Source organism: Bacillus sp. SD075 (assembly GCF_017355165.1).
Classification (GTDB): domain Bacteria; phylum Bacillota; class Bacilli; order Bacillales; family DSM-1321; genus Peribacillus.
Map to the genome: position 1 here is coordinate 1 of NZ_JADILK010000042.1, position 20,800 is coordinate 20,800.

Genomic DNA, 20,800 nt, shown 5'->3' on the forward strand with positions numbered 1-20,800 from the left:
GGGAAGGCTTCGATTAAGCCTTCCCTGTTTATCGTTCAGTATTTATGTCTTACGTAGAAGGGCGGTTTTCTCCACTAAGTTTCGGGTTACCCGTTCCTGCCTTTGCAGTGGGCGGCTTTTGTCGTTTTTCGTTTTTTTGCTGTCTGCTTTCATTCGACTGCATAAAATCACCTCCTGTCTGTATTCTTGTTTAAAACTTCATTCTTCATTCTTCCATTGTTGTCGAAGAGCATAATAAATTAAGTGAATTGCACTTTCTTTGCCGATTCCCTTCTAGTTTTGTCAGTCATGAAGGGCTTTCAAATAAAAAAAAGAATAGTACAGGTAAAGAATGGGAGGGATCAGCATGGTCAATAAAAGTGTCGCAACAGAAGAGATATTAAGGATGATAGCTGAGATCAGTACCAGCCTGGATCGTTTGGAAATTTCATATGGGGAAACTGTAAATACAGTTCGGTGCAAACTATGGGCAGAGCAATATACATTAGTTAATGAAGCCCAGGAAGCCATTGAGAAAGCCGAAGATTATTGGGTGAATACTGAAGGTGTGAACCATTCCTTTTCCATTGTCCCGGAAAAAACAATAATAAAACACAAGGTTTTCACTGAATTGCACGTATAAGCCAGAGGAATATCATTTTATAAAGAACTGGATTATACTAAGGGAAACAAATGTACGGAGGAATATATTGTGCGAAAAGAAAAACTGCAGAGATTAACAGAACAATTAATAAAATATACGTACCAAGCGGATGATATCTATGAGGGTGTACGCAAGGAAGGAAAGGAAAAGGATTTCTTTTCGGAAGTCAAGCCGTTTGCAGACCAGGTCAGGACCGTATGCATCGAATGGGAAACCGGAATGAAGGAGTGGATGAAAGAAACCGAATTTAAGCATCTTTTCCCCGAGCAAATCGAACAAACCGCCCATAACCTTTCTGATGTGGCCGTCCAGGCATTTTATCCTAAAACAAGTTATAAGCGATTTAAAAGCCATGTCCAATCGGTCGAATTCATCCTTAATAATGTAAAAACGGAAATCGCTCGGATTTTATCATAAAAACACCTACACTTATTACCTCTTTTTTCATATATTATCAGAACCATGTAATGAATAAAGAGGAGGGCTCATTGACATGATGAGATCCGGTTATAACCAAATCTCCCCAAATCAAGGACAGTTTCCTCAATCAATGCCGGAAAGTTGGGGAGGATACCAACAGCCAATGCCGTATCCTCCGCCAAATAATCATCACCTTGAACAACCATTTATGCATCCATTTCATCTCCAGGATACAGGGGGCTATATGACGCCATATCATGATCCTTATCAGCAGGCGGCCTATCACCCATTCCAACAAATCCAGCAGCAGCCGATGCCTGTGGGGGCTTATCCGGGCAGCAGTGTCATGCAGCCAATGTCACAAATGCACCCAATCCATTCCAATCAGCAGCCGCAAGCTTTTAGTCCGTTCGCCAATCCGTTACAGCCAGCTAAAAGACCTCCGCAAAGTCAGCAGCAGGCCCATAATCCATATCCTAAGCAGCAGTTCATGCAAAAACCCCAGCCATCGGGTTTTAAATCGGTCATGAACCAATTCAAAACACAAGATGGTTCCATGGATATAACGAAGATGATGAATACAGCCGGACAAATGATGAATACTGTTTCTCAAGTATCTTCTATGGTCAAAGGAGTTGGGGGCTTCTTCAAAGTTTAGTGGCGAATAAAATAAAAGCAGACTTACAAGTGACCAGCCACTTTTTTAAGTCTGCTTTTATTCATGCCTAATGGATTTCAATCCGATTACCTCTGATTTTGGGTAGGTGAAGCGTGAGGATGCCATCACGATGTCGAGCGGTCACTTTTGCTTCATCAATCGGTTTTGGAAAGGAAATGGTTCTTGAAAAAGTACCTGCTGAAACTTCCTTTTGGAACAAGGCTTGGTTTTTATGCTTTCTATCTACATGCTTTGCAGATATGGTTACGGAATGGTCCAATACATCAATTGATATTTGGCTGCGTGCAATTCCAGGCAATGTGGCGGTAAGGGTATATTCTGAATGTGTTTCGTGAACATCGACCGGAAAGCTGCGCTCTTTCGCAGAACCGAAGAAATCGTCAAGTGATTGCAGCATGCCTTTAGGCGGCCTTTCGGAAAACAACCGATCCATTTTGTTAATGAAATGGGTAAAGGGTTCTATTCGATTCCGATTATTATTTTTTTCAGAAGAGGTCATCATGGTACTCCTTTCTAAAAAATTCCTTTGCCTATAGGCTATGTGAGGAATGAAGAAATGTGAATACACCGTTGGGTTTCAGATATAGGTCTATAGGGAATAACGTTACAGAATGATTAGTAAAGGAAATGAGGGATTAATATGTCAGATAATAGCAAGCTTTCCTACATAGATACCGGGAAAGGAAATGAAACATTGTTGTTTATCCATGGATTTTGCGGAAGCCATGAATATTGGCGGGATATCATTGCTGAATTAAAGGATGAATATCGGGTCATTGCCGTTGATTTACGTGGGCATGGTGCAAGTGAGGAAATAGGGGGATCATTCTCTATTGAAGATATGGCTGCTGATATTGCGGCAGTTTTGGAAGAACTTGAAATCGGACAGGTATATATGTTTGGTCATTCGCTTGGGGGATATATCACCTTGGCATTCGCAGAAAGGTTTCCTGGGAAATTATCTGGTTTTTCATTGGTACATTCTACCGCTTTCCCGGACGATGAGACTGGAAAGGCGGGCCGCTTAAAATCTGTCGAGAAAATCGACAGTGAGGGAATCCCTGCTTTCATTGACGGACTTATACCAAAGCTTTTCGCTAACTCCGATGATCCCAATATCGGCCATACAAAGGAAATCGGATATAAAACAAGTGAAATTGGTGCGATAGGGTCTTTACATGCCATGAGGAATAGAATAGACAGAAATCATGTACTCGAAGATACGAGGCTGCCTGTCCTATTGGTTGCAGGTGAACAGGATAAGTTGATTCCTGTTGAAAAAACCTTTTCTGCAAAAGGGAGCCATATCAATGAAGTTATACTTAAGGGCAGCGGCCATATGGGAATGTTGGAAGCTCCAAGCAGACTTATCGAAGAAATCATTCGCTTTGTCGAGAAGAATTAAATGATAAAAGACTGGGCTGGAAACGAGATGTTGACGTTTCCAGCCCTTTTTTTTTGAATAGGAAATAGTTTCCCTTTTGCATAGAACGTTCATTCGGTAGAATAGGAGTATGAGGTGGTTATATGAAGCTGCGAAAAAATTTACAAGAAGTTATCAGGGATTTAAAAACACATGAAGAGTTTAAAGAAAATATAGTACATTGGCAAGTAATTGAAGCGAAAGAGGCAAAACATGTTCCTTTTCCCGATGTTATGAATGATAAGATCAAGCATGCACTTGAAATACGGGGGATAAATGGGCTGTATACCCATCAGGCAACTGCATTTGATACTGCTGTCAGTGGCAATAGCCTTGTAGCTGTCACACCAACAGCTTCCGGAAAAACATTTTGCTATAATTTGCCGGTACTTCAAAAAATACTGGAAGATGAAAAAACTAGGGCGCTTTATATTTTTCCGACAAAAGCACTGAGTTATGATCAAAAAAGCGAATTGAATGAAATGATTCATGAAATGGATGCAGAGATAAATAGTTATACATACGACGGGGACACACCTTCAAACATCAGGCAAAAAATCCGCCAAGCCGGGCATATTGTAATCACCAATCCTGATATGCTCCATTCAGGAATCCTGCCCCATCATACGAAATGGGTCTCTTTGTTTGAAAACTTGAAGTATGTAATCATCGATGAACTTCATATTTACCGCGGCGTTTTCGGTAGTCATACAGCCAACGTCATAAGAAGGTTAAAAAGGATCTGCAAGTTTTATGGAAGCGACCCTGTATTCATCTGTACTTCCGCTACGATCAATAACCCAAAAGAGTTGGCAGAAGAGCTTACGGAAAAACAAATGGTCCTAATCGATAATAACGGAGCCCCAAGTGGAAAAAAGCATTTTGTCTTTTACAATCCCCCAATAGTCAATAAACCGCTGAACATACGAAGGAGTGCGGTATTGGAAGTCAGGAAGCTGGCAAATGAATTTTTGAAAAATAAAATCCAAACCATCGTTTTTGCGCGAAGCAGGGTTCGTGTGGAAATTCTATTGACATATTTACAGGGACTTGTGTCGAAGCAATTGGGGCCAAAATCGATCAGGGGTTATCGCGGTGGATATCTGCCAACACAGCGTAGAGAAATTGAACAAGGCCTGAGGGATGGTTCCATTTATGGAGTGGTTTCCACTAATGCACTTGAGTTGGGTGTCGATATCGGCCAGCTCCAGGTTTGCATAATGACTGGTTACCCTGGGTCCATATCGAGTGCCTGGCAACAGGCGGGAAGAGCAGGAAGAAGGCATGGTGAAGCATTGATCATCATGGTCGGCAGTTCAAGTGCCCTTGATCAATATATCGTACAGCATCCCGATTATTTCTTTACCAGAAATCCAGAAACTGCAAGAATCAATCCAGATAATCTTTTGATCTTGGTTGATCATGTAAAATGTGCAGCATATGAGCTGCCATTTAAAAAAGGCGATACCTTTGGGGAAACAGAGATCATGGAAGTTCTGGAATTCCTTACGGAAGAAAGGGTATTACACCTGAATGGGGACAAATGGCATTGGATGAATGATGCTTTTCCCGCAAGCAATATCAGCCTGCGTTCAGCGGCACAGGAAAATGTCGTGATCATCGACCAAACGAATGCACCGATTAATCGGGTCATAGGGGAAATGGATACGTTCAGTGCAATGACCCTTCTTCACGATGAAGCCATTTATTTGCACCAGGGAATCCAATTTCAGGTGGAAGAACTTGATTGGGATGAAAAGAAAGCTTATGTACGTGAAGTCAATGTGGACTATTATACGGATGCTAACCTTGCTGTTCAGTTGTCTGTATTGGAAGTCGATAAAGAGCGAACTTTCGCTTCCACAGCAGCTGCTTTTGGTGATGTCGCAATCCGGGCGATGCCTACGATTTTCAAAAAAATCAAATTCGAAACTCATGAAAATATTGGTTCAGGACCAATCAGTCTCCCGGAGATGGAACTGCATACGAGTTCGGCCATGCTTTCCATGGATTCCGATATATTTAAGTGGGACGAAAATCGAATAGAACAAGGAATGATAGGTGCCTCTCATGCTCTTAATTACATGATTCCGCTATATGTTATGTGTGATCCGCATGATATTCACGTTTATCCGCAGGTTAAGGCAGCGCATAATGAAAAACCGACCATTTTTATCTATGATAGTTATCCGGGAGGAATAGGGTTAAGTGATAAAGTATATGAAAATTCTGAAGTCATTCTGCTGGAAACCATATCAATGATCGAAAATTGCCCGTGTGAAAGCGGCTGTCCATCCTGTATCGGGACTGAATCCGCAACGAAAACAGCCAAGAGTGATGCCAAACAATTATTGGGGCAATTTTGTAAGCAAAACATTAATAGATTGCAGTGATAAGTGAAAAGAGGTGTAATTTTATGTCTTTAAAAAATAAATTGAACCGTATGAAAACACATATGGACCTAGGGAAACATCCTTCTCCTGTAGAAGAAGACCAGACAGTGAATGAACAAATTCCTTACATTGAAAATTGGCTGGAGAACGATACCGTTTCCTTTCATTTCGATGGTGATTATTGCTTCATTAGGGAGGTCCGCTATCCTATTAATCACAAACACGGGTTATATGCATTTTCCGAGCTGAAAAAGGTCGTAAAAGAGTGGAATCAAACTTCCTTGGAGCATCCACTATCAGCTATGGGCGTTAAAAGTGAAGATCTGTTTTTCTTCGATACGGAAACGACAGGGCTTGGAGGAGGGGCCGGCAATACCATTTTTTTACTTGGCTATGCTTATTTAGAAGGTGAAGAAGTAGTCGTGAAGCAACATATCCTTCCGCAGCCTGGAAGTGAAATCCCGCTTTACCAAAGCTTTCTGGAAAACATCAATTACGAAACGCTTGTCACATATAATGGTAAATCCTTTGATTGGCCTCAGCTGAAAACCAGACATACCTTGATAAAAGAACATGTGCCAAAATTACCGGAATTCGGACATTTCGATTTATATCATGCTTCAAGACGCCTTTGGAGAAACAAATTGGAACGAGTGAAATTATCAGTAGTCGAAACAGATATTCTAGGTGTACATAGGGAAGATGACATTCCAGGATATTTGGCACCGATGATTTATTTTGATTTTGTTGAGAGGAAGAATCCGGAAATTCTGTTTGGGATCATGAAGCATAATGAATTGGATATCTTATCACTGATCACATTGTATATTCATTTGTCCCGAAAAATACTCCAAATCGATGGATATACGGAAGAGTCTATGGAAATTGCTCGATGGCTCGCCTATCTGGGAAAAAAAGAAGAGTCAGTTGAGACATATCAAAAAATAGTGGAAGCGGGGAATGAGGAAGACCGGATAATAGCTGGCCATGCCTTAGCCTTCCAGAAAAAGAGGCAAAAACAATTCAATGAAGCGTTGGGAATTTGGAAGGAAGTCGCCATAAAAGGGAATGTGCAAATTAGGATACAGGCACAGATTGAATGTGCAAAATTATATGAACACCAATTTAAGGACAACGGTCTTGCTCTAGAATGTTCAATAATTGCACTTCGAGAAATGGTGAAGGAAGGGACAAATCCGGGGAAAAAACAGTGGGAGTTGGAAAAGAGGATCCATCGGCTCGAAAAGAAAGAGCAATCTAAGGGTATTTCTGTATGAAATTTGGGAATGGAAAGGGTCTATCAGTTGCTAAAGGCTGAAAATAAAAAATATGTATACAAATATTGTAGCCTTCAACTATTATGTGTAAAATGAGAAGAGTTGAGGGTGAAATTCCGAAGCGTTCATTTCATACCTTTACATAATAAATTCAAGGTGAAAGCGGAGCGAAGAAATGTATAAAACGACTTTATTTCTATTTTTTGTTGTCCTTTGTTTAACGATTGTTTTATTTACTTCATTAAAAGACAGTCTCTATTCCTTTTTGTAGAAAAATATGTACAGTGCATTTGAAGGGCTAGTATAATAGTGTACTTATCGACAGCAATACATCGTTTTATACTTATTCTGTATAAATAGGTCATTTCATCAGTACACGTATCCCCTTTTTTTCATAGTCTGTAATGGTAAGACTAAACTTATCATGATGAAAGGGGACGAATTATAAATGTATTTTCGTAATTGTGGAGGAAATAAACCCAATGTAATGGGAGCATACGACAATGTAATGGGCGCATATGGGAACGCACCTGGAGTACTGGGCGCATCAACTGGTAAACACCCAAACAACGTAATGGGAGCGTCAACCGGTAAAAACTCTAACGTAATGGGGGCCTATAGTCCAACAGCTGTGTCTCCAGCACAATATGGACCTACTCAAACATCTCCAAGTCAAGTTGCCCCAGCCCAAGTCTCTCCAACACAGCAATTTGTCAATACAAATGTATCGAACACAGTGATTCCTGTCGTTCATCCATCACATACTACAAATGTCAATAAACATGTGAACACGTATAAGCATTATTTCCCGCATACTCAATCGGTGGTAAACGAGTGCTATAATCAACACTTGATTTGTGGAAGGCCGCCGCACAGCCCAGGCTGTCCGCCTAGACATTTCGGATATTAAAAAATAAGGGCTTAATTAAGCCCTTGTTTTCTTACATAATCATGTTAAAAGGAGACTAGCCAAGCGATGAAGGTTTTGTATATGACGGGCTATAAGGCTTTTGAATTCGGGATATTCAAAAATGACCATGAAGCCGTAAAATATATAAAGAAAGCTATGAAGCAGCGTCTCCTTCCATTGGCGGAAGATGGGCTGGAATGGGTGATCATCTCAGGTCAGTTGGGTACGGAACTTTGGGGGGCAGAAGTGGTGTTTGAATTACAGGAAGAATATCATCAGCTTAAATTAGGTGTGCTTACTCCTTTCCTGAAACAGGAAGAGTCATGGAACGAGACGAATCAAGATTATTACCGATCCATATTGGCCCGGGCCGACTTTGTTGAGTCCATTTACAACAAACCATATGAAGGGCCACAACAGCTGAAAATCAAAAATAGGTATATGGTCCATAAAAGCGATGCCATGCTCATCATTTTTGAAGCCGAAAAAGAGGGATCAGCCCGATATCCTTATTTCGAGGCGATGAAAAAAGCGGAAACACAGCCATATCCCATCTTTCAGATAAACTTTGATGATCTGCAACTGGCAGCGGAAGAAGCCAGCTGGTACGAAGAATGATGTGGTGAAAATAATTATGGATTAAAAGTTGTTTCTAAAGCATAATCATATTAAGATAAAATTTAGATACAGATTTAATGGGAATACATATCGATCACTGAAAAGGTGTTTCGTTGACAAACCCAAGCAGATTTGAAAAAAAAATAAAAAGTCGATTGTATTGGCGAAAGTATTGAGGTGAAGTCTTATGCTATCCGATAAGATAAAATTAACGGCTAAAGATATTCTTGAAAAAGATTTTAAAACAGCCATGCGCGGTTATAAACCTGAAGATGTGGATCAATTCCTTGATCTGATCATTAAAGATTATGAAGTGTTCCATCAGGAAATTGAAGATCTTAAACAAGAAAATCTTAAATTGAAAAAACAAGCCGAAGAGAGTACAAAACGTCCAAATCAACCTGCTCCAAGTGCCACTCCGGGAACCACAAACTTTGACATCCTTAAACGGTTATCCAACTTGGAAAAGCACGTTTTTGGTAACAAGCTTTTTGACTGAGATTCTGCATTGAAAAAGTGAAAAAGATTTTGGTATTGTGTTTTCATGAATAATGGGGTATAATCAATAATGTTATGTTAACGTTTGGGTAATTGCTGCTGCATTTATGCAGTAGAGGAAAGTCCATGCTCGCACGGACTGCGATGTCCGTAGTGTTCGTGCCTGGCGAAAAAATAAGCTTGGGCAGCAATCCTGGATTGCTGACGGCTGGGAAAATGCCTAAGTCCTTTTGGATATGGCATGAATACCTATAAAAGTGCCACAGTGACGGAGCCTTTACAGAAATGTAAAGGGTGGAACGAGGTAAACCCCACGAGCGAGAAACCCAAATTAATGGTAGGGGCGCTTTCTTCCTTGGAATTGAACGAGGGGAAGGACAGAAGCACATACTTCTGTAGATAGATGATTACCGCCGAAGTACGAGACGCGAGTCGCTTGCAGTACTGAGGAACAAAACATGGCTTACAGAACGTTATCATATTACACCAAAAGCACAACTCTCCTTTTAAAAGGGGAGTTTTTGTTTATGGAGATTGCCCGATTATAAAAAGATTGTACATTCCATTTATTTTTCGTTTTCTGAAACACCGCTGTGTTAAACTTAGAACTTGGCAAGTTTTTCATTCCATTCGAAAAGTGTCAAGCGGAAAGAAAATGGCTTTAATGAAGTCTGTCGGCAGCGTTTTTATAAAAAGTGTTGAAATGTTAAGCATTTCCTTGATTCTGGGTATCCTATTTATACAAGTTCCTTAACTCTTCTTTAAGCCCTAAAATGAAGGTATCATGAAAGAACTTCAAATTTCAGGATAATGGATGGGAAGCATACATAATTGGTTTGGATGATTTCATATAATTGCAGCGTGTACCTTAAGGTACATGGATAATTGAGTAAAGCTTTGTTTCACGGTACATAATAAATGTTCTCACTAGATGATCATTATAAAAGCTAGGCAAACAATGAAGAATTCTAACTAAAAGATAAAAAGGCGGTGGATCTTTTAAAAAAGGTCCATCTGTAAAAGATCAATGCCTGATTCTTAAATGCATAAATGAAGAAATTCGGGAAAGGTGCCATTGATTTAGATTAATGGAAAGAAGGTGCAGGATTAATGAAACAATTCGATATAATCGCAACATCCGCAATGGGATTGGAATCAATTGTTGCCAAGGAAGTGCGGGATCTTGGTTACGATTGTCAAGTCGAGAATGGCAAGATCATGTATAAAGGGGACCAATCCGCCATTGCCCGCTCTAATTTATGGCTGCGCAGTGCCGATAGAGTGAAAATTAAAGTTGCAGAATTTAAAGCATATTCATTTGATGAGTTGTTCGAAAAAACAAAGGCATTGAATTGGGAAGATTACTTATCAGCCGATGTCGAGTTCCCTGTGAGTGGAAAATCGGTTAAGTCAAAGCTTTACAGTGTCCCTGACTGTCAGGCTATTGTCAAAAAGGCGATTGTTGATAGATTGAAAAGCAAATATAAGCAAGTATCTTGGTTTGCAGAGACTGGCCCTTTGTTTAAAATTGAAGTGTCTATTTTAAAAGATGTGGTGACACTTACCTTAGACACTTCAGGTGCGGGTTTGCATAAACGGGGATATCGGACAGGGCAGGGGGAGGCACCCCTTAAAGAAACATTGGCGGCTGCGTTAATCATGCTGACCAATTGGAAACCTGATAAACCTTTCATAGATCCATTTTGTGGATCCGGCACGATTCCCATCGAGGCGGCATTAATTGGGCAGAACATAGCACCTGGGTTTAACAGGGAATTCGTTTCTGAAACCTGGTCTTGGATGGACAGCAAGGTTTGGGATGAAGCGCGGATTGAAGCCGAAGATTTAGCCGATTATGATCAGTACTTGGATATAGCCGGTTGTGATATTGACCATCGAATGGTCGATATAGCTAAAGCGAATAGTTTCGAAGCGGGTCTTGGGGATCTGATTGAATTCAAACAAATGCAGGTGAGGGATATCTCGACCAGGAAAGAGTATGGTGTCATTGTCGGGAACCCGCCTTATGGAGAACGTCTTGGTGAGAAAAAAGCGGTTGAGCAGATGTATAGAGAAATGGGCCAAGCCTTCAAGAAGCTTGATACATGGTCAGTATACATGATTACTTCCAATCCTGACTTCGAACAGCATTACGGTAAGCCTGCAACGAAAAAAAGGAAATTGTTCAATGGTTTCATCCGTGCGGACCTTTATCAATATTGGGGGAAAAGGCCGCCAAGACAGCCTCAAGGTGAATAAGTAGGTAGAATATAACGGAGGATTTTGATAGTCAGGACGATTTATTCATAATAGGTTCCAGTCTTGCTTATCATTTCCTTTTCTGTTATTCTAATAATGAATTATTTTTGTTCAGATTTAAGGAATACCTTAATATTCAATGAGCAAGGATAGTAATATAATGTGTGGAGAACACACTAGGAGGCAACAAAAATGGAACAAGGTAAAGTAAAATGGTTTAACGCAGAAAAAGGTTTTGGATTCATCGAACGTGAAGGTGGAGACGATGTATTCGTACATTTCTCAGCTATCCAAGGCGAAGGTTTCAAAACACTTGAAGAAGGCCAAGACGTTACATTTGATGTAGAACAAGGTCAACGTGGACCACAAGCATCAAACGTAAACAAAGCTTAATTCAACCCTATATTATTTACAGACAGGCTCTCTTTGGGGCCTGTCTTTTATTTTACGAATCGGCAGCCAGGCAGCTTACATAGAAAAACATACATAATCCGTTTCATTTCTGATGATTGGTAAATATCTTGACTATTAATGTGAAATAAAGGATAATATACTTTTGCCTAAGATTATAATGATTCGGATTCTATACACTGATGATAGATAAAAGGGGAGACCATGATGCTTAAAACACTGCCTTTTTCGGTAACAAAGGAAGATTCTTTTTACGATAAGCTTTCAGAATGGATCGGTGATGTTTTTTACGATATTCTTCCCGAAAAAGGATTTGAGCTGCGTGACGAACAAATCTTCATGGCTTTTCAGTTAGAAAAAGCCTTTAAAGAAAAGAATGTAAGTTTTGCTGAAGCAGGGGTAGGGACCGGTAAGACATTGGTCTATTTACTATATGCGATTTGTTATGCGAGATATACGAATAAACCGGCAATTATTTCGTGTGCTGATGAAACGTTGATTGAACAGCTTGTCAAAGAGGAAGGCGACATTCAAAAAATCAAGAATGCTTTAGGTATTGAAGTGGATGTTAGGCTTGCCAAATATCACGATCAATATGTATGTCTGAAGAAATTGGATTACGCCGTGAATCATGAAGATTCAGAGGGAATAGATCAGCTATATGATGAACTTCCCAAGTTTGTTCATGATAACTCATCCATGAACGCCTATACAGCATATGGGGACCGTAAACAGTATCCATATTTAAATGATGAAGACTGGTCTAAAGTTGGTTGGGATCAGCTCCAAAACTGTTTTACTTGTGATAAACGCCATCGTTGTGGGCAAACCCTATCACGGGATCACTACCGAAAATCAAGTGATTTGATCATTTGTTCACATGATTTCTTCATGGAGCATGTATGGACTAAGGAAAAGCGTAAGCGTGAAGGACAGTTACCATTGCTGCCTGATCATAGCTGCGTTGTCTTTGATGAAGGTCACTTATTGGAATTTGCAGCTCAAAAGGCTTTAACTTATAAAGTTGGGGAACAAACTCTCGCTTCCGTCTTGGAATTGCTTACAGCCAATCAGGTTCGTGAAGAAACCTTATACATCATTGAGGACTTGATTGACATCAATGAAGAATTCTTTGATCTGTTGGATGAAAAAGCGATACATGTCAGCGGTTCTAATCGTTATGAGATCCCGATGTCCAAAGAAATAACAAGCTTTGCCCAAAAGCTTCACAAAAAGGTTGAAGAGCTAGAGGAGAACCTTGTTTTTGAAGCGGAAATGTACACGATCAATGATTATGATTTAAAAGTGACGGAAGAATATTTAGAGCAGCTGGGCTACTCCCTTTCTCTATTTGTGAAGGATGAACAGGCCGTTTCCTGGTTTGAAGAAAATGAAATGACCAAAACATTGGTCATCATGCCAAGGCTTGTACAGGATATTTTGTCTGAACAGGTATTCTCTAAAAAAATCCCTTACATTTTTTCTTCGGCAACATTATCGGATAATAAATCCTTCCAATATATTGCAGATAGTATAGGGATAGAAAAGTATGACAGCTTCTCCGTTGAATCACCATTTGATTATGATGAAGTCATGAAAATGAACATGCCGGTCTTCGAAAGTGGAGATCAATTGGCAAAACTTCAATATACAATGAGAACAATTGAGGAAAATGAAGGTCGAACACTAGTATTATTTCAATCAAAAGAAGAATTGCATTGGTTCAAGGAAAACTGCCCAATATCTTCTTATCCCTTTTATTTTGAAGGAGAAGCGGAAATCAGCGAGCTTGTTAAGAAGTTCCAAGAGGATGAGCAATCTGTCCTTTTCTCCTATCATTTATGGGAAGGACTTGATGTTCCAGGCCCTTCATTACAAAATGTAGTGATACACTCCCTTCCATTTCCGCCACGCGATCCAGTTTTCGAGGCCAAACGTAACTCGGTTACCGATGCTTTCGAAGAAGTGGATCTTCCATATATGCTCCTTCGATTACGCCAGGGAATAGGGCGATTGATCAGGACGAGCAATGATTCGGGAACCGTCCAGATCTTGATTGAAAAGGATCTTTCGGAACAGGTGAAAGAGAAGATTGTATCCGTTCTTCCTGTAACGCTTTAAATCAATCCATTTCAAAATGAGAGCCAAGGTCCCCCTTGGCTCTCATTTTATTTTAATTTATTAATCGGAGTAGTTCTGAGATGAATGATTTTTGTATAATATGGTAGAGTGTAGTTGGAAGGAGCAGTGAATATGAAAAAAAAGGGTATCGATCTGATAGAAAAAGAGTTCAAAGAATATGTAAAGAAAATCTCGGCCTATAATGAGGCTCTCGCATTAATTTTTTGGGATTTGCGTACAGGTGCACCGAAAAAGGGAGTAGAGCAGCGTTCCGAAGTTATTGGCGTGCTTTCCTCAGAGGTGTTTAAAATGAGCACAAGTAAAGAAATGGAATCCTTCATTTCGGAACTTTCGATGGAGAAATCCACTCTTAGTGAAACGACGAGTAAAATGGTACAAGAGTGTAAAAAAGAGTTTGAAAGGAACAAGAAAATTCCTGCAAACGAATATAAGGAATTCGTCATTTTACAATCGCGTTCTGAAAGTGCATGGGAAGAGGCAAGGGAAAAAGCGGATTTTTCTTTATTTCAACCCTACCTGGAGCAAATTGTTGCTTATACCCGTAGGTTCGTAGAGTACTGGGGATATGAAGGGACGAAATATAATACCCTTTTGGATATGTATGAACCAGGCATGACTGTAGATATACTTGACAATGTATTCAGTGAGCTTCGTTCGAGGATCGTTCCTTTGGTAAAACAGATCGCAGAAAGCGAACATAGACCTGAAACAGCGTTCCTTTATAAAGAATTTCCAAAAGAAAAACAGCATCAACTCAACTTGGAAGTTTTAAAACAGCTAGGATACGATTTCCAGGCTGGCAGACTGGATGAAACAGTTCACCCTTTCGCATCAGGAATAAATAGGGGCGATGTCCGGGTGACGACCCGATACGATGAAAATGATTTCAGGGGGGCAATCTTTGGTACCATTCATGAGTGCGGGCATGCCATTTATGAGCAGAATATTGCCGAAGATTTAACCGGAACACTTCTCGATAGCGGGACATCAATGGGAATCCATGAATCCCAATCTTTGTTTTTCGAAAACTTCATTGGACGGAACCGTAGTTTCTGGAAAAATAAATTCTCCTTATTAAAAGAGTATGCTCCCGAACAATTCAATGATGTGACGCTGGATGAATTCTACCGGGGCATTAACGAATCAAAACCATCGTTCATTCGTATTGAAGCAGATGAGCTGACGTATCCCCTACATATTATGATTCGGTATGAACTGGAAAAGGCCCTCTTTAACGGAGAACTTGAAGTGAAGGATTTACCGGAAGTCTGGAATGAAAAATACAAGGATTATTTGGGGATTGTGCCTGAAAATGATGCCATGGGCGTGTTGCAAGATGTACATTGGGCAGATGGCAGCTTTGGTTATTTCCCTTCATATGCATTGGGGTATATGTATGCAGCCCAAATCAAGCAATCGATGCTAAAAGATTTGCCTGGTTTTGATGGACTATTGGAAGCGGGAGACATTGAGCCAATCAGGAAATGGCTTAATGAAAAAATACATAAATACGGAAAAACAAAAAAGCCTCTTGAGATGTTGAAAGAAACGACAGGGGAAGGCCTGAATGTTCAGTATTTAATACAGTATCTTGAAAATAAATATAAAGAAGTTTATAAAATCAACTGAACCAAAGGAAGAAGGACTTGGATTAAATATCAAGGACTTCTTCTTTTTTTTATGGGTCATGATTGTATGCTAGTAAATGGAATATGATGAAGGGCGGGGTACTTGATAGGAAAGTCCATGATTATTTAGGTTTCGTAATTTCGCAATTTTCTAATAATACGAATGATGTTTTCTTTTTTTTATTGAAAGTTCGGTTTTTTATCAAAAATTACTTTTCAAATAGAGCCAGCGTTGTTATAATTCATATATTAATAAAATATAAAGTTTCACTCGTATAATAGCAGGGATATGGCCTGCAAGTTTCTACCGGATTACCGTAAATAATTCGACTATGGGTGAGTAATAGATCTTGTAGCGTAATGAAGGCTTTTGCTGATTCATTTTTCATTCATGCCCAAGAAGTATTGCTTCACTCCAAAAAAGTGTCGCAATGTTTCTTGGGCTTTTTTATATGCCGGGAAACAATTGCGTGTTTATGGGTCAATAAACATCCAAGATTGGGAGGAACCTTCATGCAACTTTTACAGGAAAAAATCTTGTCCGAGGGTCAAGCTTTATCAGAAGATATTTTAAAAGTAGATTCATTCTTAAATCATCAAATGGATCCTATGCTAATGAAAGAAATTGGTAAAGAATTCGTTAAACGTTTCGAACAAAAGGAAATAACGAAAGTGCTGACAATTGAATCTTCAGGCATTGGCCCTGGATTGATGGCTGCATTGGAATTGGAAGTTCCGCTAATTTTTGCCCGTAAACGTAAATCACTTACATTAACAAATGATTTAGTGACGGCGTCCGTTCATTCCTTTACAAAAAAAGAAACCAATACCATAACGGTTTCCAATAAATATATTGAAGCTGGAGATAAGGTTTTGATTATCGATGACTTCCTTGCGGTCGGACAGGCAGCACGGGGCTTGGTGGAAATCTGTAAGCAGGTTGGAGCAGAAGTGGCGGGAATCGGCATCGTTATTGAAAAAGCCTTTCAAAGTGGCGGTAAGGATCTTAGGGAACAAGGTTTTCAGGTTGAATCACTTGCGCGAATTGCTGAGTTGAAATTCGGTGAGATAACGTTCGCTGAGGAAAAGGAAGGAGCAACCGTCAATGTCTAATCAATCACCATTAAAAGTTGCTTCCTTAGGATTACAACATGTTCTTGCCATGTATGCCGGTGCAGTCGTCATTCCATTAATTGTCGGTGGGGCGCTGGGATTGACTGCAGCGCAGTTAACTTATTTAGTTTCAATAGACATTTTGATGTGCGGGATAGCCACTTTATTGCAAGTATGGAAAAATAAATTCTTTGGAATTGGGCTTCCGGTCGTCCTAGGCTGCACATTCACAGCAGTTAGCCCGATGATTGCAATTGGTACACAATATGGAATCAACTCCATTTATGGATCTATATTGGTGTCGGGATTGATCGTTGTAATCATTAGTAAATTCTTCGGGAAGCTAGCAAAGTTCTTCCCACCCATTGTCACTGGATCGGTCGTTTTGATTATTGGCATTACGCTCATTCCTGTTGCCATCAACAATCTTGGAGGAGGCCAAGGGGCTGCTGATTTTGGTGACTTGAATAATGTAGCTCTTGGTTTTGGAACTTTGTTATTCATCATATTTATGTATAAATTCTCATCTGGATTCGTACGCTCCATTTCTATTTTATTGGGGCTGTTAGTCGGAACTTTTGCAGCTTTCTTCCTTGGAAAAGTTGATTTTAGCTCAGTGGCCAGTGCCACTTGGCTGCATATGCCTCATTTTTTCTACTTTGGTGCTCCGACTTTTAACGTCACGGCGATCATTACCATGACTTTGGTGGCGATCGTCAGCTTGGTGGAATCGACTGGTGTTTATTATGCCCTTGGTGAAATAACGGATAAAGAGATTTCAGAAGACGATCTAGCTCGCGGGTATCGATCTGAAGGGCTTGCCATCATGATAGGCGGTTTATTCAATGCGTTTCCATATACGGCTTTTTCACAAAATGTTGGATTGATTCAATTGTCAGGAATTAAAACAAGAAATGTCATATACACTACAGCGGGCATTCTCATTTTCATTGGTTTTGTTCCGAAAATTGGTGCATTCACAACCATTATCCCTTCATCCGTACTTGGCGGTGCAATGGTTGCGATGTTCGGAATGGTAATTGCCGCTGGAATTAAGATGTTGAGTAAAGTGGACTTTGCTTCTCAAGAAAATTTATTGATCATCGCTTGTTCCGTAGGTATGGGCCTTGGGGTGACGGTCGTTCCTGAGCTATTTGCGCAAATACCGGAAAGCTTTCAAATCTTAACGGAAAACGGTATTGTAGCCGGAAGTTTGACAGCCATTTTCTTGAATATCGTCTTTAACATCGTTCCTACAAAAGGAAAAGTGAGGAAAGCGCGTATTGAAGAGCAAAATGTAGCCTGATTAAAAATAGATTCGGTGAACTTGATAGATTCTCCCTTTTAAATGCCTACAATCCTCATGCGTGAGGATTGTAGGCATTTTTTCATTGGTGTCGAGGACATTTCATTGATATAGAAATTGGAGTTTTGTCAGATAAAAGGAAACTCTCTTCACTTTTTGAATATATTGATAGTATATGTTCAGGAAAGTAGTGATAGGGATGGAGAAAAAATATTGTATTCATTGTCGAACCATTCTAACCCAGGAGTATAGGTGCAGTGTTTGTGGAAAAGAGGAGTTTCAAAATATCATTATTCAAGTACAAAATCAATCTTCAGTAAAGAAAGAAGAATGAAGGCGCCCTCTTACCGAATATAGGTAAGGGGGTTTATGTTTCATGGTTACATTTCGATCATTAAGAGGAGATGAAGAATACCTACGCTGTTTAATGAAAGGGGTTAATGGATTATATTTTGGTATTGCCCACAATGACGGTTGGAGGGGGAATATTAATTAATGCATGTCTCCTGCGAAGGAGGTGATGATATTACCGGCAAGCATGCTGCCAAGTTCTGCTGCAAAAGATTCAAGCATTTTATCTTTTAAGAAAGAGCAAGCCAAACATGTTTTCACCTGATTTTCTCCTACATCCGTTTGTTCCCTCAATCATAATTTCTTCAGGCGGATATCCCCTGTCATGCCAATAGGGACGCTAAGGGATACCAGTTCGAAAGGATGTCTGATGAGGGACGGCGTTTGAACGTCCAAAGAGAAAGGAATAAGGCACTGGACTGCCAGGATGGTTCCATCTAACTCTTTTGTGATTATGGCGTGGATTTCCATTTTCATTCCTCCGCAGACTGTATTACCTAGCTTTTTAGATAAAATGAATAAATATTCTGAACGGCTGACCATTTAGCGATAAAGCATAAATGATATCTTTATGGGTATATTATATTAACCATATCATGAATAATAAGGGGTGGAATCATGCCGTATTTATTATCTGCATCTCATATAAAGCTGCCACATTTACTTTCTCAGGAAAAAATCATGGAATTTTCGAGAGAAATATTTGGAGCCTCATTTAAGAATATAGAACGGTTACTAAAAGCCTTTAAGAATGGACAAGTGGAAAATCGATATTTTTCAAATGATCTTGATTGGTTTAAAGAGGATCACGCTTTTGCCGATCGGAATGATTTATATATTCAGCAGGCAGTCAAGTTTGGGAAAGAAGCGATAGAAAAATGCTTAGCCAACACAGAATTTTTAAAAGAAGAACTGCAGGCAAGCGAGCTAGATGCTTTCTTCTTTATCTCAAGCACGGGGATTGCTACCCCGACCATTGATGCCAGGATAATGAATGAACTCCCATTTAACCCTCATGTTAAAAGGATTCCGATTTGGGGACTTGGCTGTGCAGGGGGAGCAAGTGGCCTATCGCGTGCTTTTGAATATTGCCAAGCATACCCGACGGCGAAGGTTATTGTTTTAAGTGTGGAGTTATGCAGTCTGACATTTCAAAAGAATGATATTTCCAAAAGCAATTTAATTGGAACTTCCTTATTTTCTGATGGAGTAAGCTGTGTTTTGGTTTGCGGTGATGAAGTGCCAGATGAACAGTTTTCAAAAAAAGTAAGACATTTGCAATTTTTGAATTCGCAATCTACGCTTATGCCGGATTCATTGGATGTAATGGGTTGGGATGTTAAAGATCAGGGGCTATACGTGATCTTTTCGAAAGATATTCCTACAATCATCAAAGATTGGCTTAAACCTAATGTTCAAGAGTTCTTAATGGAGAATGGTTTCGATCTCAGGGATATAAAAGATTTCATTGCTCACCCCGGAGGCAAAAAAGTAATTGATGCATATCACGAATCCCTCGGTTTCGATGAAAGCATGACTGCAGAGTCAATGAATGTATTGCGGGAATTTGGCAATATGTCCTCAGCAACTATTTTGTATGTCCTGGAGAGGTTCATGCAGCGTGGCGGGAATAAAGGGGAGGTTGGCTTGGCTGCTGCGTTGGGGCCTGGTTTTTCATCAGAACTTGTGTTAATGAGGTGGAAGTGATGATCTTCGCCATTTTCATTATCTTGATCGCTATTCAGCGCCTGGTTGAATTGTATATCGCCAAACAAAATGAAAAACAGCTGAAAGTTGCAGGAGCAGTTGAATACGGTGAGTCCCATTACAAATGGATGGTTCTAATGCACCTTAGTTTTTTTATTGTCCTCATTATTGAAGTGGCCGTGCTTGAAAGGAATGTGGCTGGCCTTTGGCCAATTTGGCTGCCCCTTTTTCTAATTGCGCAGTCAGGCAGGATTTGGGTGATCCAGTCATTGGGAAAACATTGGAACACCAAAATCATCGTGCTTCCTGATGCCGATGTAGTCAAAAAAGGTCCTTATAAATACATCAAACATCCGAACTATATCATAGTGGCAACTGAGATTATAGTTATTTCCTTGCTATTCAATGCATATTATACTGCGATCATCTTTAGTTTATTGAATGTATGGATGATGACGGTTAGAATCCCACTAGAAGAGAAGGCATTAAAGGAACATACGGAATATTCTGCGGTTTTTAAGGAAAAATAATAAAAAAATTTTAATTTCTTATTGAAAATGATTATCGTTCGTGATAAGATTCTAATTGAAGATGAAAATTATTCTCATTCTCATTCTCATTCTCATTCTCATTCTGATTTTGATAAAATTAATTAATTTAATAACTAATAACTAATAACTAATAACTAATAACTAAAGGCTAATCAATATATAAGAGGATGGTGTTGGTAATGATTTGGGTATTCATTTTATTGACAGTCGCTACATATGGATTTGTGATGAAACATGTATTGAATAATATTCAAAAACCGGCAAAGGCAGTAAAACCTTATACCGAGTCACCAATGGAAAACCGTGCTCCATTTAACCCCACCCCTACAACCAGGTAAAATCCTGGTTTTTTTTCGTTTTGAAGTCAATATATGAAACAACTGCATGAATCCACCAATAGGTGGTTTTTTTTTGAACATGGCCTGTAATGAATCATATAGTAAAAATAAAGCTGGTGGTATGAATAACAAT

The 20,800-nt window shown here is 39.6% G+C and carries 20 protein-coding genes, 1 other RNA gene and 1 riboswitch; of the genes, 19 read left to right on the forward strand and 2 right to left on the reverse strand.

What is annotated here, in order from left to right; all coding sequences use genetic code 11:
• Positions 1–346: 346 nt before the first annotated feature.
• The 3 genes from IOC57_RS20415 (at position 347) to IOC57_RS20425 (ending at position 1,721) form a co-directional block, all read left to right on the forward strand.
• Entirely contained in the window at positions 347–622 is a 276-nt protein-coding gene (locus IOC57_RS20415; protein ID WP_207440417.1) for a hypothetical protein, read from the forward strand.
• Between the two features lie 69 nt (positions 623–691).
• The gene (locus tag IOC57_RS20420; RefSeq protein ID WP_207440418.1) at positions 692–1,060 is read left to right on the forward strand and encodes a YppE family protein; all 369 of its coding nucleotides are present in this window, start codon (positions 692–694) and stop codon (positions 1,058–1,060) included.
• 76 nt (positions 1,061–1,136) lie between these two features.
• On the forward strand, positions 1,137–1,721 hold the full coding sequence (locus IOC57_RS20425; protein WP_286185079.1) for a YppG family protein: 585 nt from the start codon (positions 1,137–1,139) through the stop codon (positions 1,719–1,721).
• A 67-nt stretch (positions 1,722–1,788) separates the two neighbouring features.
• Here the strand turns inward: IOC57_RS20425 and IOC57_RS20430 are convergent, their stop codons facing one another.
• Positions 1,789–2,241, reverse strand: coding sequence for an Hsp20/alpha crystallin family protein (locus IOC57_RS20430; RefSeq protein ID WP_207440419.1), 453 nt, complete (start codon positions 2,239–2,241; stop codon positions 1,789–1,791).
• A gap of 141 nt (positions 2,242–2,382) precedes the next feature.
• Here IOC57_RS20430 and IOC57_RS20435 point away from each other — a divergent pair, with 141 nt between their 5' ends.
• From IOC57_RS20435 to IOC57_RS20495, 13 genes are all read left to right on the forward strand, one after another.
• Positions 2,383–3,147 carry an alpha/beta fold hydrolase gene (locus IOC57_RS20435; RefSeq protein ID WP_207440420.1) on the forward strand — a complete coding sequence of 255 codons (765 nt, stop codon included), beginning with the start codon at positions 2,383–2,385 and terminating at the stop codon, positions 3,145–3,147.
• Positions 3,148–3,269: 122 nt separating this feature from the next.
• Positions 3,270–5,558, forward strand: coding sequence for a DEAD/DEAH box helicase (locus tag IOC57_RS20440; protein WP_207440421.1), 2,289 nt, complete (start codon positions 3,270–3,272; stop codon positions 5,556–5,558).
• Positions 5,559–5,581: 23 nt separating this feature from the next.
• A complete protein-coding gene (locus tag IOC57_RS20445) occupies positions 5,582–6,835 on the forward strand; it encodes a ribonuclease H-like domain-containing protein (protein WP_207440422.1) in 1,254 nt (417 codons plus the stop codon).
• A gap of 448 nt (positions 6,836–7,283) precedes the next feature.
• Positions 7,284–7,745 carry a CotD family spore coat protein gene (locus IOC57_RS20450; protein WP_286185080.1) on the forward strand — a complete coding sequence of 154 codons (462 nt, stop codon included), beginning with the start codon at positions 7,284–7,286 and terminating at the stop codon, positions 7,743–7,745.
• Positions 7,746–7,811: 66 nt separating this feature from the next.
• Positions 7,812–8,363 carry an SLOG family protein gene (locus IOC57_RS20455; RefSeq protein ID WP_207440423.1) on the forward strand — a complete coding sequence of 184 codons (552 nt, stop codon included), beginning with the start codon at positions 7,812–7,814 and terminating at the stop codon, positions 8,361–8,363.
• A gap of 187 nt (positions 8,364–8,550) precedes the next feature.
• Positions 8,551–8,862 (forward strand): cell division regulator GpsB, encoded by a 312-nt coding sequence (gpsB, locus tag IOC57_RS20460; RefSeq protein WP_061463822.1) that lies wholly within the window; start codon positions 8,551–8,553, stop codon positions 8,860–8,862.
• An 80-nt stretch (positions 8,863–8,942) separates the two neighbouring features.
• Positions 8,943–9,332: RNase P RNA component class B (gene rnpB, locus IOC57_RS20465), an RNA gene on the forward strand.
• 639 nt (positions 9,333–9,971) lie between these two features.
• A complete protein-coding gene (locus tag IOC57_RS20470; protein WP_207440424.1) occupies positions 9,972–11,120 on the forward strand; it encodes a THUMP domain-containing class I SAM-dependent RNA methyltransferase in 1,149 nt (382 codons plus the stop codon).
• Positions 11,121–11,312: 192 nt separating this feature from the next.
• Entirely contained in the window at positions 11,313–11,513 is a 201-nt protein-coding gene (locus IOC57_RS20475) for a cold-shock protein (protein WP_034307871.1), read from the forward strand.
• 222 nt (positions 11,514–11,735) lie between these two features.
• Complete coding sequence (locus IOC57_RS20480; RefSeq protein WP_396020870.1) at positions 11,736–13,652, forward strand: ATP-dependent DNA helicase; 1,917 nt, start codon at positions 11,736–11,738, stop codon at positions 13,650–13,652.
• A gap of 132 nt (positions 13,653–13,784) precedes the next feature.
• Positions 13,785–15,302 carry a carboxypeptidase M32 gene (locus IOC57_RS20485; protein ID WP_207440426.1) on the forward strand — a complete coding sequence of 506 codons (1,518 nt, stop codon included), beginning with the start codon at positions 13,785–13,787 and terminating at the stop codon, positions 15,300–15,302.
• A gap of 250 nt (positions 15,303–15,552) precedes the next feature.
• Positions 15,553–15,654, forward strand: a riboswitch (purine riboswitch).
• 160 nt (positions 15,655–15,814) lie between these two features.
• Positions 15,815–16,414 carry a xanthine phosphoribosyltransferase gene (locus IOC57_RS20490; RefSeq protein ID WP_207440427.1) on the forward strand — a complete coding sequence of 200 codons (600 nt, stop codon included), beginning with the start codon at positions 15,815–15,817 and terminating at the stop codon, positions 16,412–16,414.
• Positions 16,407–17,720 (forward strand): nucleobase:cation symporter-2 family protein, encoded by a 1,314-nt coding sequence (locus tag IOC57_RS20495; RefSeq protein WP_207440428.1) that lies wholly within the window; start codon positions 16,407–16,409, stop codon positions 17,718–17,720. The genes IOC57_RS20490 and IOC57_RS20495 overlap by 8 nt, the downstream gene beginning before the upstream one ends.
• Positions 17,721–18,365: 645 nt before the next feature.
• On the opposite strand, the gene IOC57_RS20500 is transcribed toward IOC57_RS20495, so the two are convergent.
• Entirely contained in the window at positions 18,366–18,542 is a 177-nt protein-coding gene (locus tag IOC57_RS20500; RefSeq protein WP_207440429.1) for a hypothetical protein, read from the reverse strand.
• Between the two features lie 147 nt (positions 18,543–18,689).
• Here IOC57_RS20500 and IOC57_RS20505 point away from each other — a divergent pair, with 147 nt between their 5' ends.
• From IOC57_RS20505 to IOC57_RS20515, 3 genes are all read left to right on the forward strand, one after another.
• Positions 18,690–19,778, forward strand: coding sequence for a type III polyketide synthase (locus IOC57_RS20505; protein ID WP_207440430.1), 1,089 nt, complete (start codon positions 18,690–18,692; stop codon positions 19,776–19,778).
• Positions 19,778–20,308, forward strand: a complete 531-nt coding sequence (locus IOC57_RS20510) for an isoprenylcysteine carboxyl methyltransferase family protein (RefSeq protein WP_207440431.1) — start codon at positions 19,778–19,780, stop codon at positions 20,306–20,308. The genes IOC57_RS20505 and IOC57_RS20510 overlap by 1 nt, the downstream gene beginning before the upstream one ends.
• 200 nt (positions 20,309–20,508) lie before the next feature.
• A complete protein-coding gene (locus IOC57_RS20515) occupies positions 20,509–20,667 on the forward strand; it encodes a hypothetical protein (protein WP_207440432.1) in 159 nt (52 codons plus the stop codon).
• Positions 20,668–20,800 lie beyond the last annotated feature (133 nt).

What these genes read in the sequence shown, in the direction of transcription:
- gpsB (WP_061463822.1), top strand. Translation starts at nt 8,551, where the DNA reads ATGCTATCCGATAAGATAAAATTAACGGCTAAAGATATTCTTGAAAAA.
- IOC57_RS20505 (WP_207440430.1), top strand. Translation starts at nt 18,690, where the DNA reads ATGCCGTATTTATTATCTGCATCTCATATAAAGCTGCCACATTTACTT.
- IOC57_RS20455 (WP_207440423.1), top strand. Translation starts at nt 7,812, where the DNA reads ATGAAGGTTTTGTATATGACGGGCTATAAGGCTTTTGAATTCGGGATA.
- IOC57_RS20510 (WP_207440431.1), top strand. Translation starts at nt 19,778, where the DNA reads ATGATCTTCGCCATTTTCATTATCTTGATCGCTATTCAGCGCCTGGTT.
- IOC57_RS20490 (WP_207440427.1), top strand. Translation starts at nt 15,815, where the DNA reads ATGCAACTTTTACAGGAAAAAATCTTGTCCGAGGGTCAAGCTTTATCA.
- IOC57_RS20425 (WP_286185079.1), top strand. Translation starts at nt 1,137, where the DNA reads ATGATGAGATCCGGTTATAACCAAATCTCCCCAAATCAAGGACAGTTT.
- IOC57_RS20440 (WP_207440421.1), top strand. Translation starts at nt 3,270, where the DNA reads ATGAAGCTGCGAAAAAATTTACAAGAAGTTATCAGGGATTTAAAAACA.
- IOC57_RS20495 (WP_207440428.1), top strand. Translation starts at nt 16,407, where the DNA reads ATGTCTAATCAATCACCATTAAAAGTTGCTTCCTTAGGATTACAACAT.
- IOC57_RS20470 (WP_207440424.1), top strand. Translation starts at nt 9,972, where the DNA reads ATGAAACAATTCGATATAATCGCAACATCCGCAATGGGATTGGAATCA.
- IOC57_RS20450 (WP_286185080.1), top strand. Translation starts at nt 7,284, where the DNA reads ATGTATTTTCGTAATTGTGGAGGAAATAAACCCAATGTAATGGGAGCA.
- IOC57_RS20435 (WP_207440420.1), top strand. Translation starts at nt 2,383, where the DNA reads ATGTCAGATAATAGCAAGCTTTCCTACATAGATACCGGGAAAGGAAAT.
- IOC57_RS20500 (WP_207440429.1), bottom strand. Translation starts at nt 18,542, where the DNA reads ATGGAAATCCACGCCATAATCACAAAAGAGTTAGATGGAACCATCCTG.
- IOC57_RS20430 (WP_207440419.1), bottom strand. Translation starts at nt 2,241, where the DNA reads ATGACCTCTTCTGAAAAAAATAATAATCGGAATCGAATAGAACCCTTT.
- IOC57_RS20515 (WP_207440432.1), top strand. Translation starts at nt 20,509, where the DNA reads ATGATTTGGGTATTCATTTTATTGACAGTCGCTACATATGGATTTGTG.
- IOC57_RS20485 (WP_207440426.1), top strand. Translation starts at nt 13,785, where the DNA reads ATGAAAAAAAAGGGTATCGATCTGATAGAAAAAGAGTTCAAAGAATAT.
- IOC57_RS20480 (WP_396020870.1), top strand. Translation starts at nt 11,736, where the DNA reads ATGATGCTTAAAACACTGCCTTTTTCGGTAACAAAGGAAGATTCTTTT.
- IOC57_RS20475 (WP_034307871.1), top strand. Translation starts at nt 11,313, where the DNA reads ATGGAACAAGGTAAAGTAAAATGGTTTAACGCAGAAAAAGGTTTTGGA.
- IOC57_RS20415 (WP_207440417.1), top strand. Translation starts at nt 347, where the DNA reads ATGGTCAATAAAAGTGTCGCAACAGAAGAGATATTAAGGATGATAGCT.
- IOC57_RS20445 (WP_207440422.1), top strand. Translation starts at nt 5,582, where the DNA reads ATGTCTTTAAAAAATAAATTGAACCGTATGAAAACACATATGGACCTA.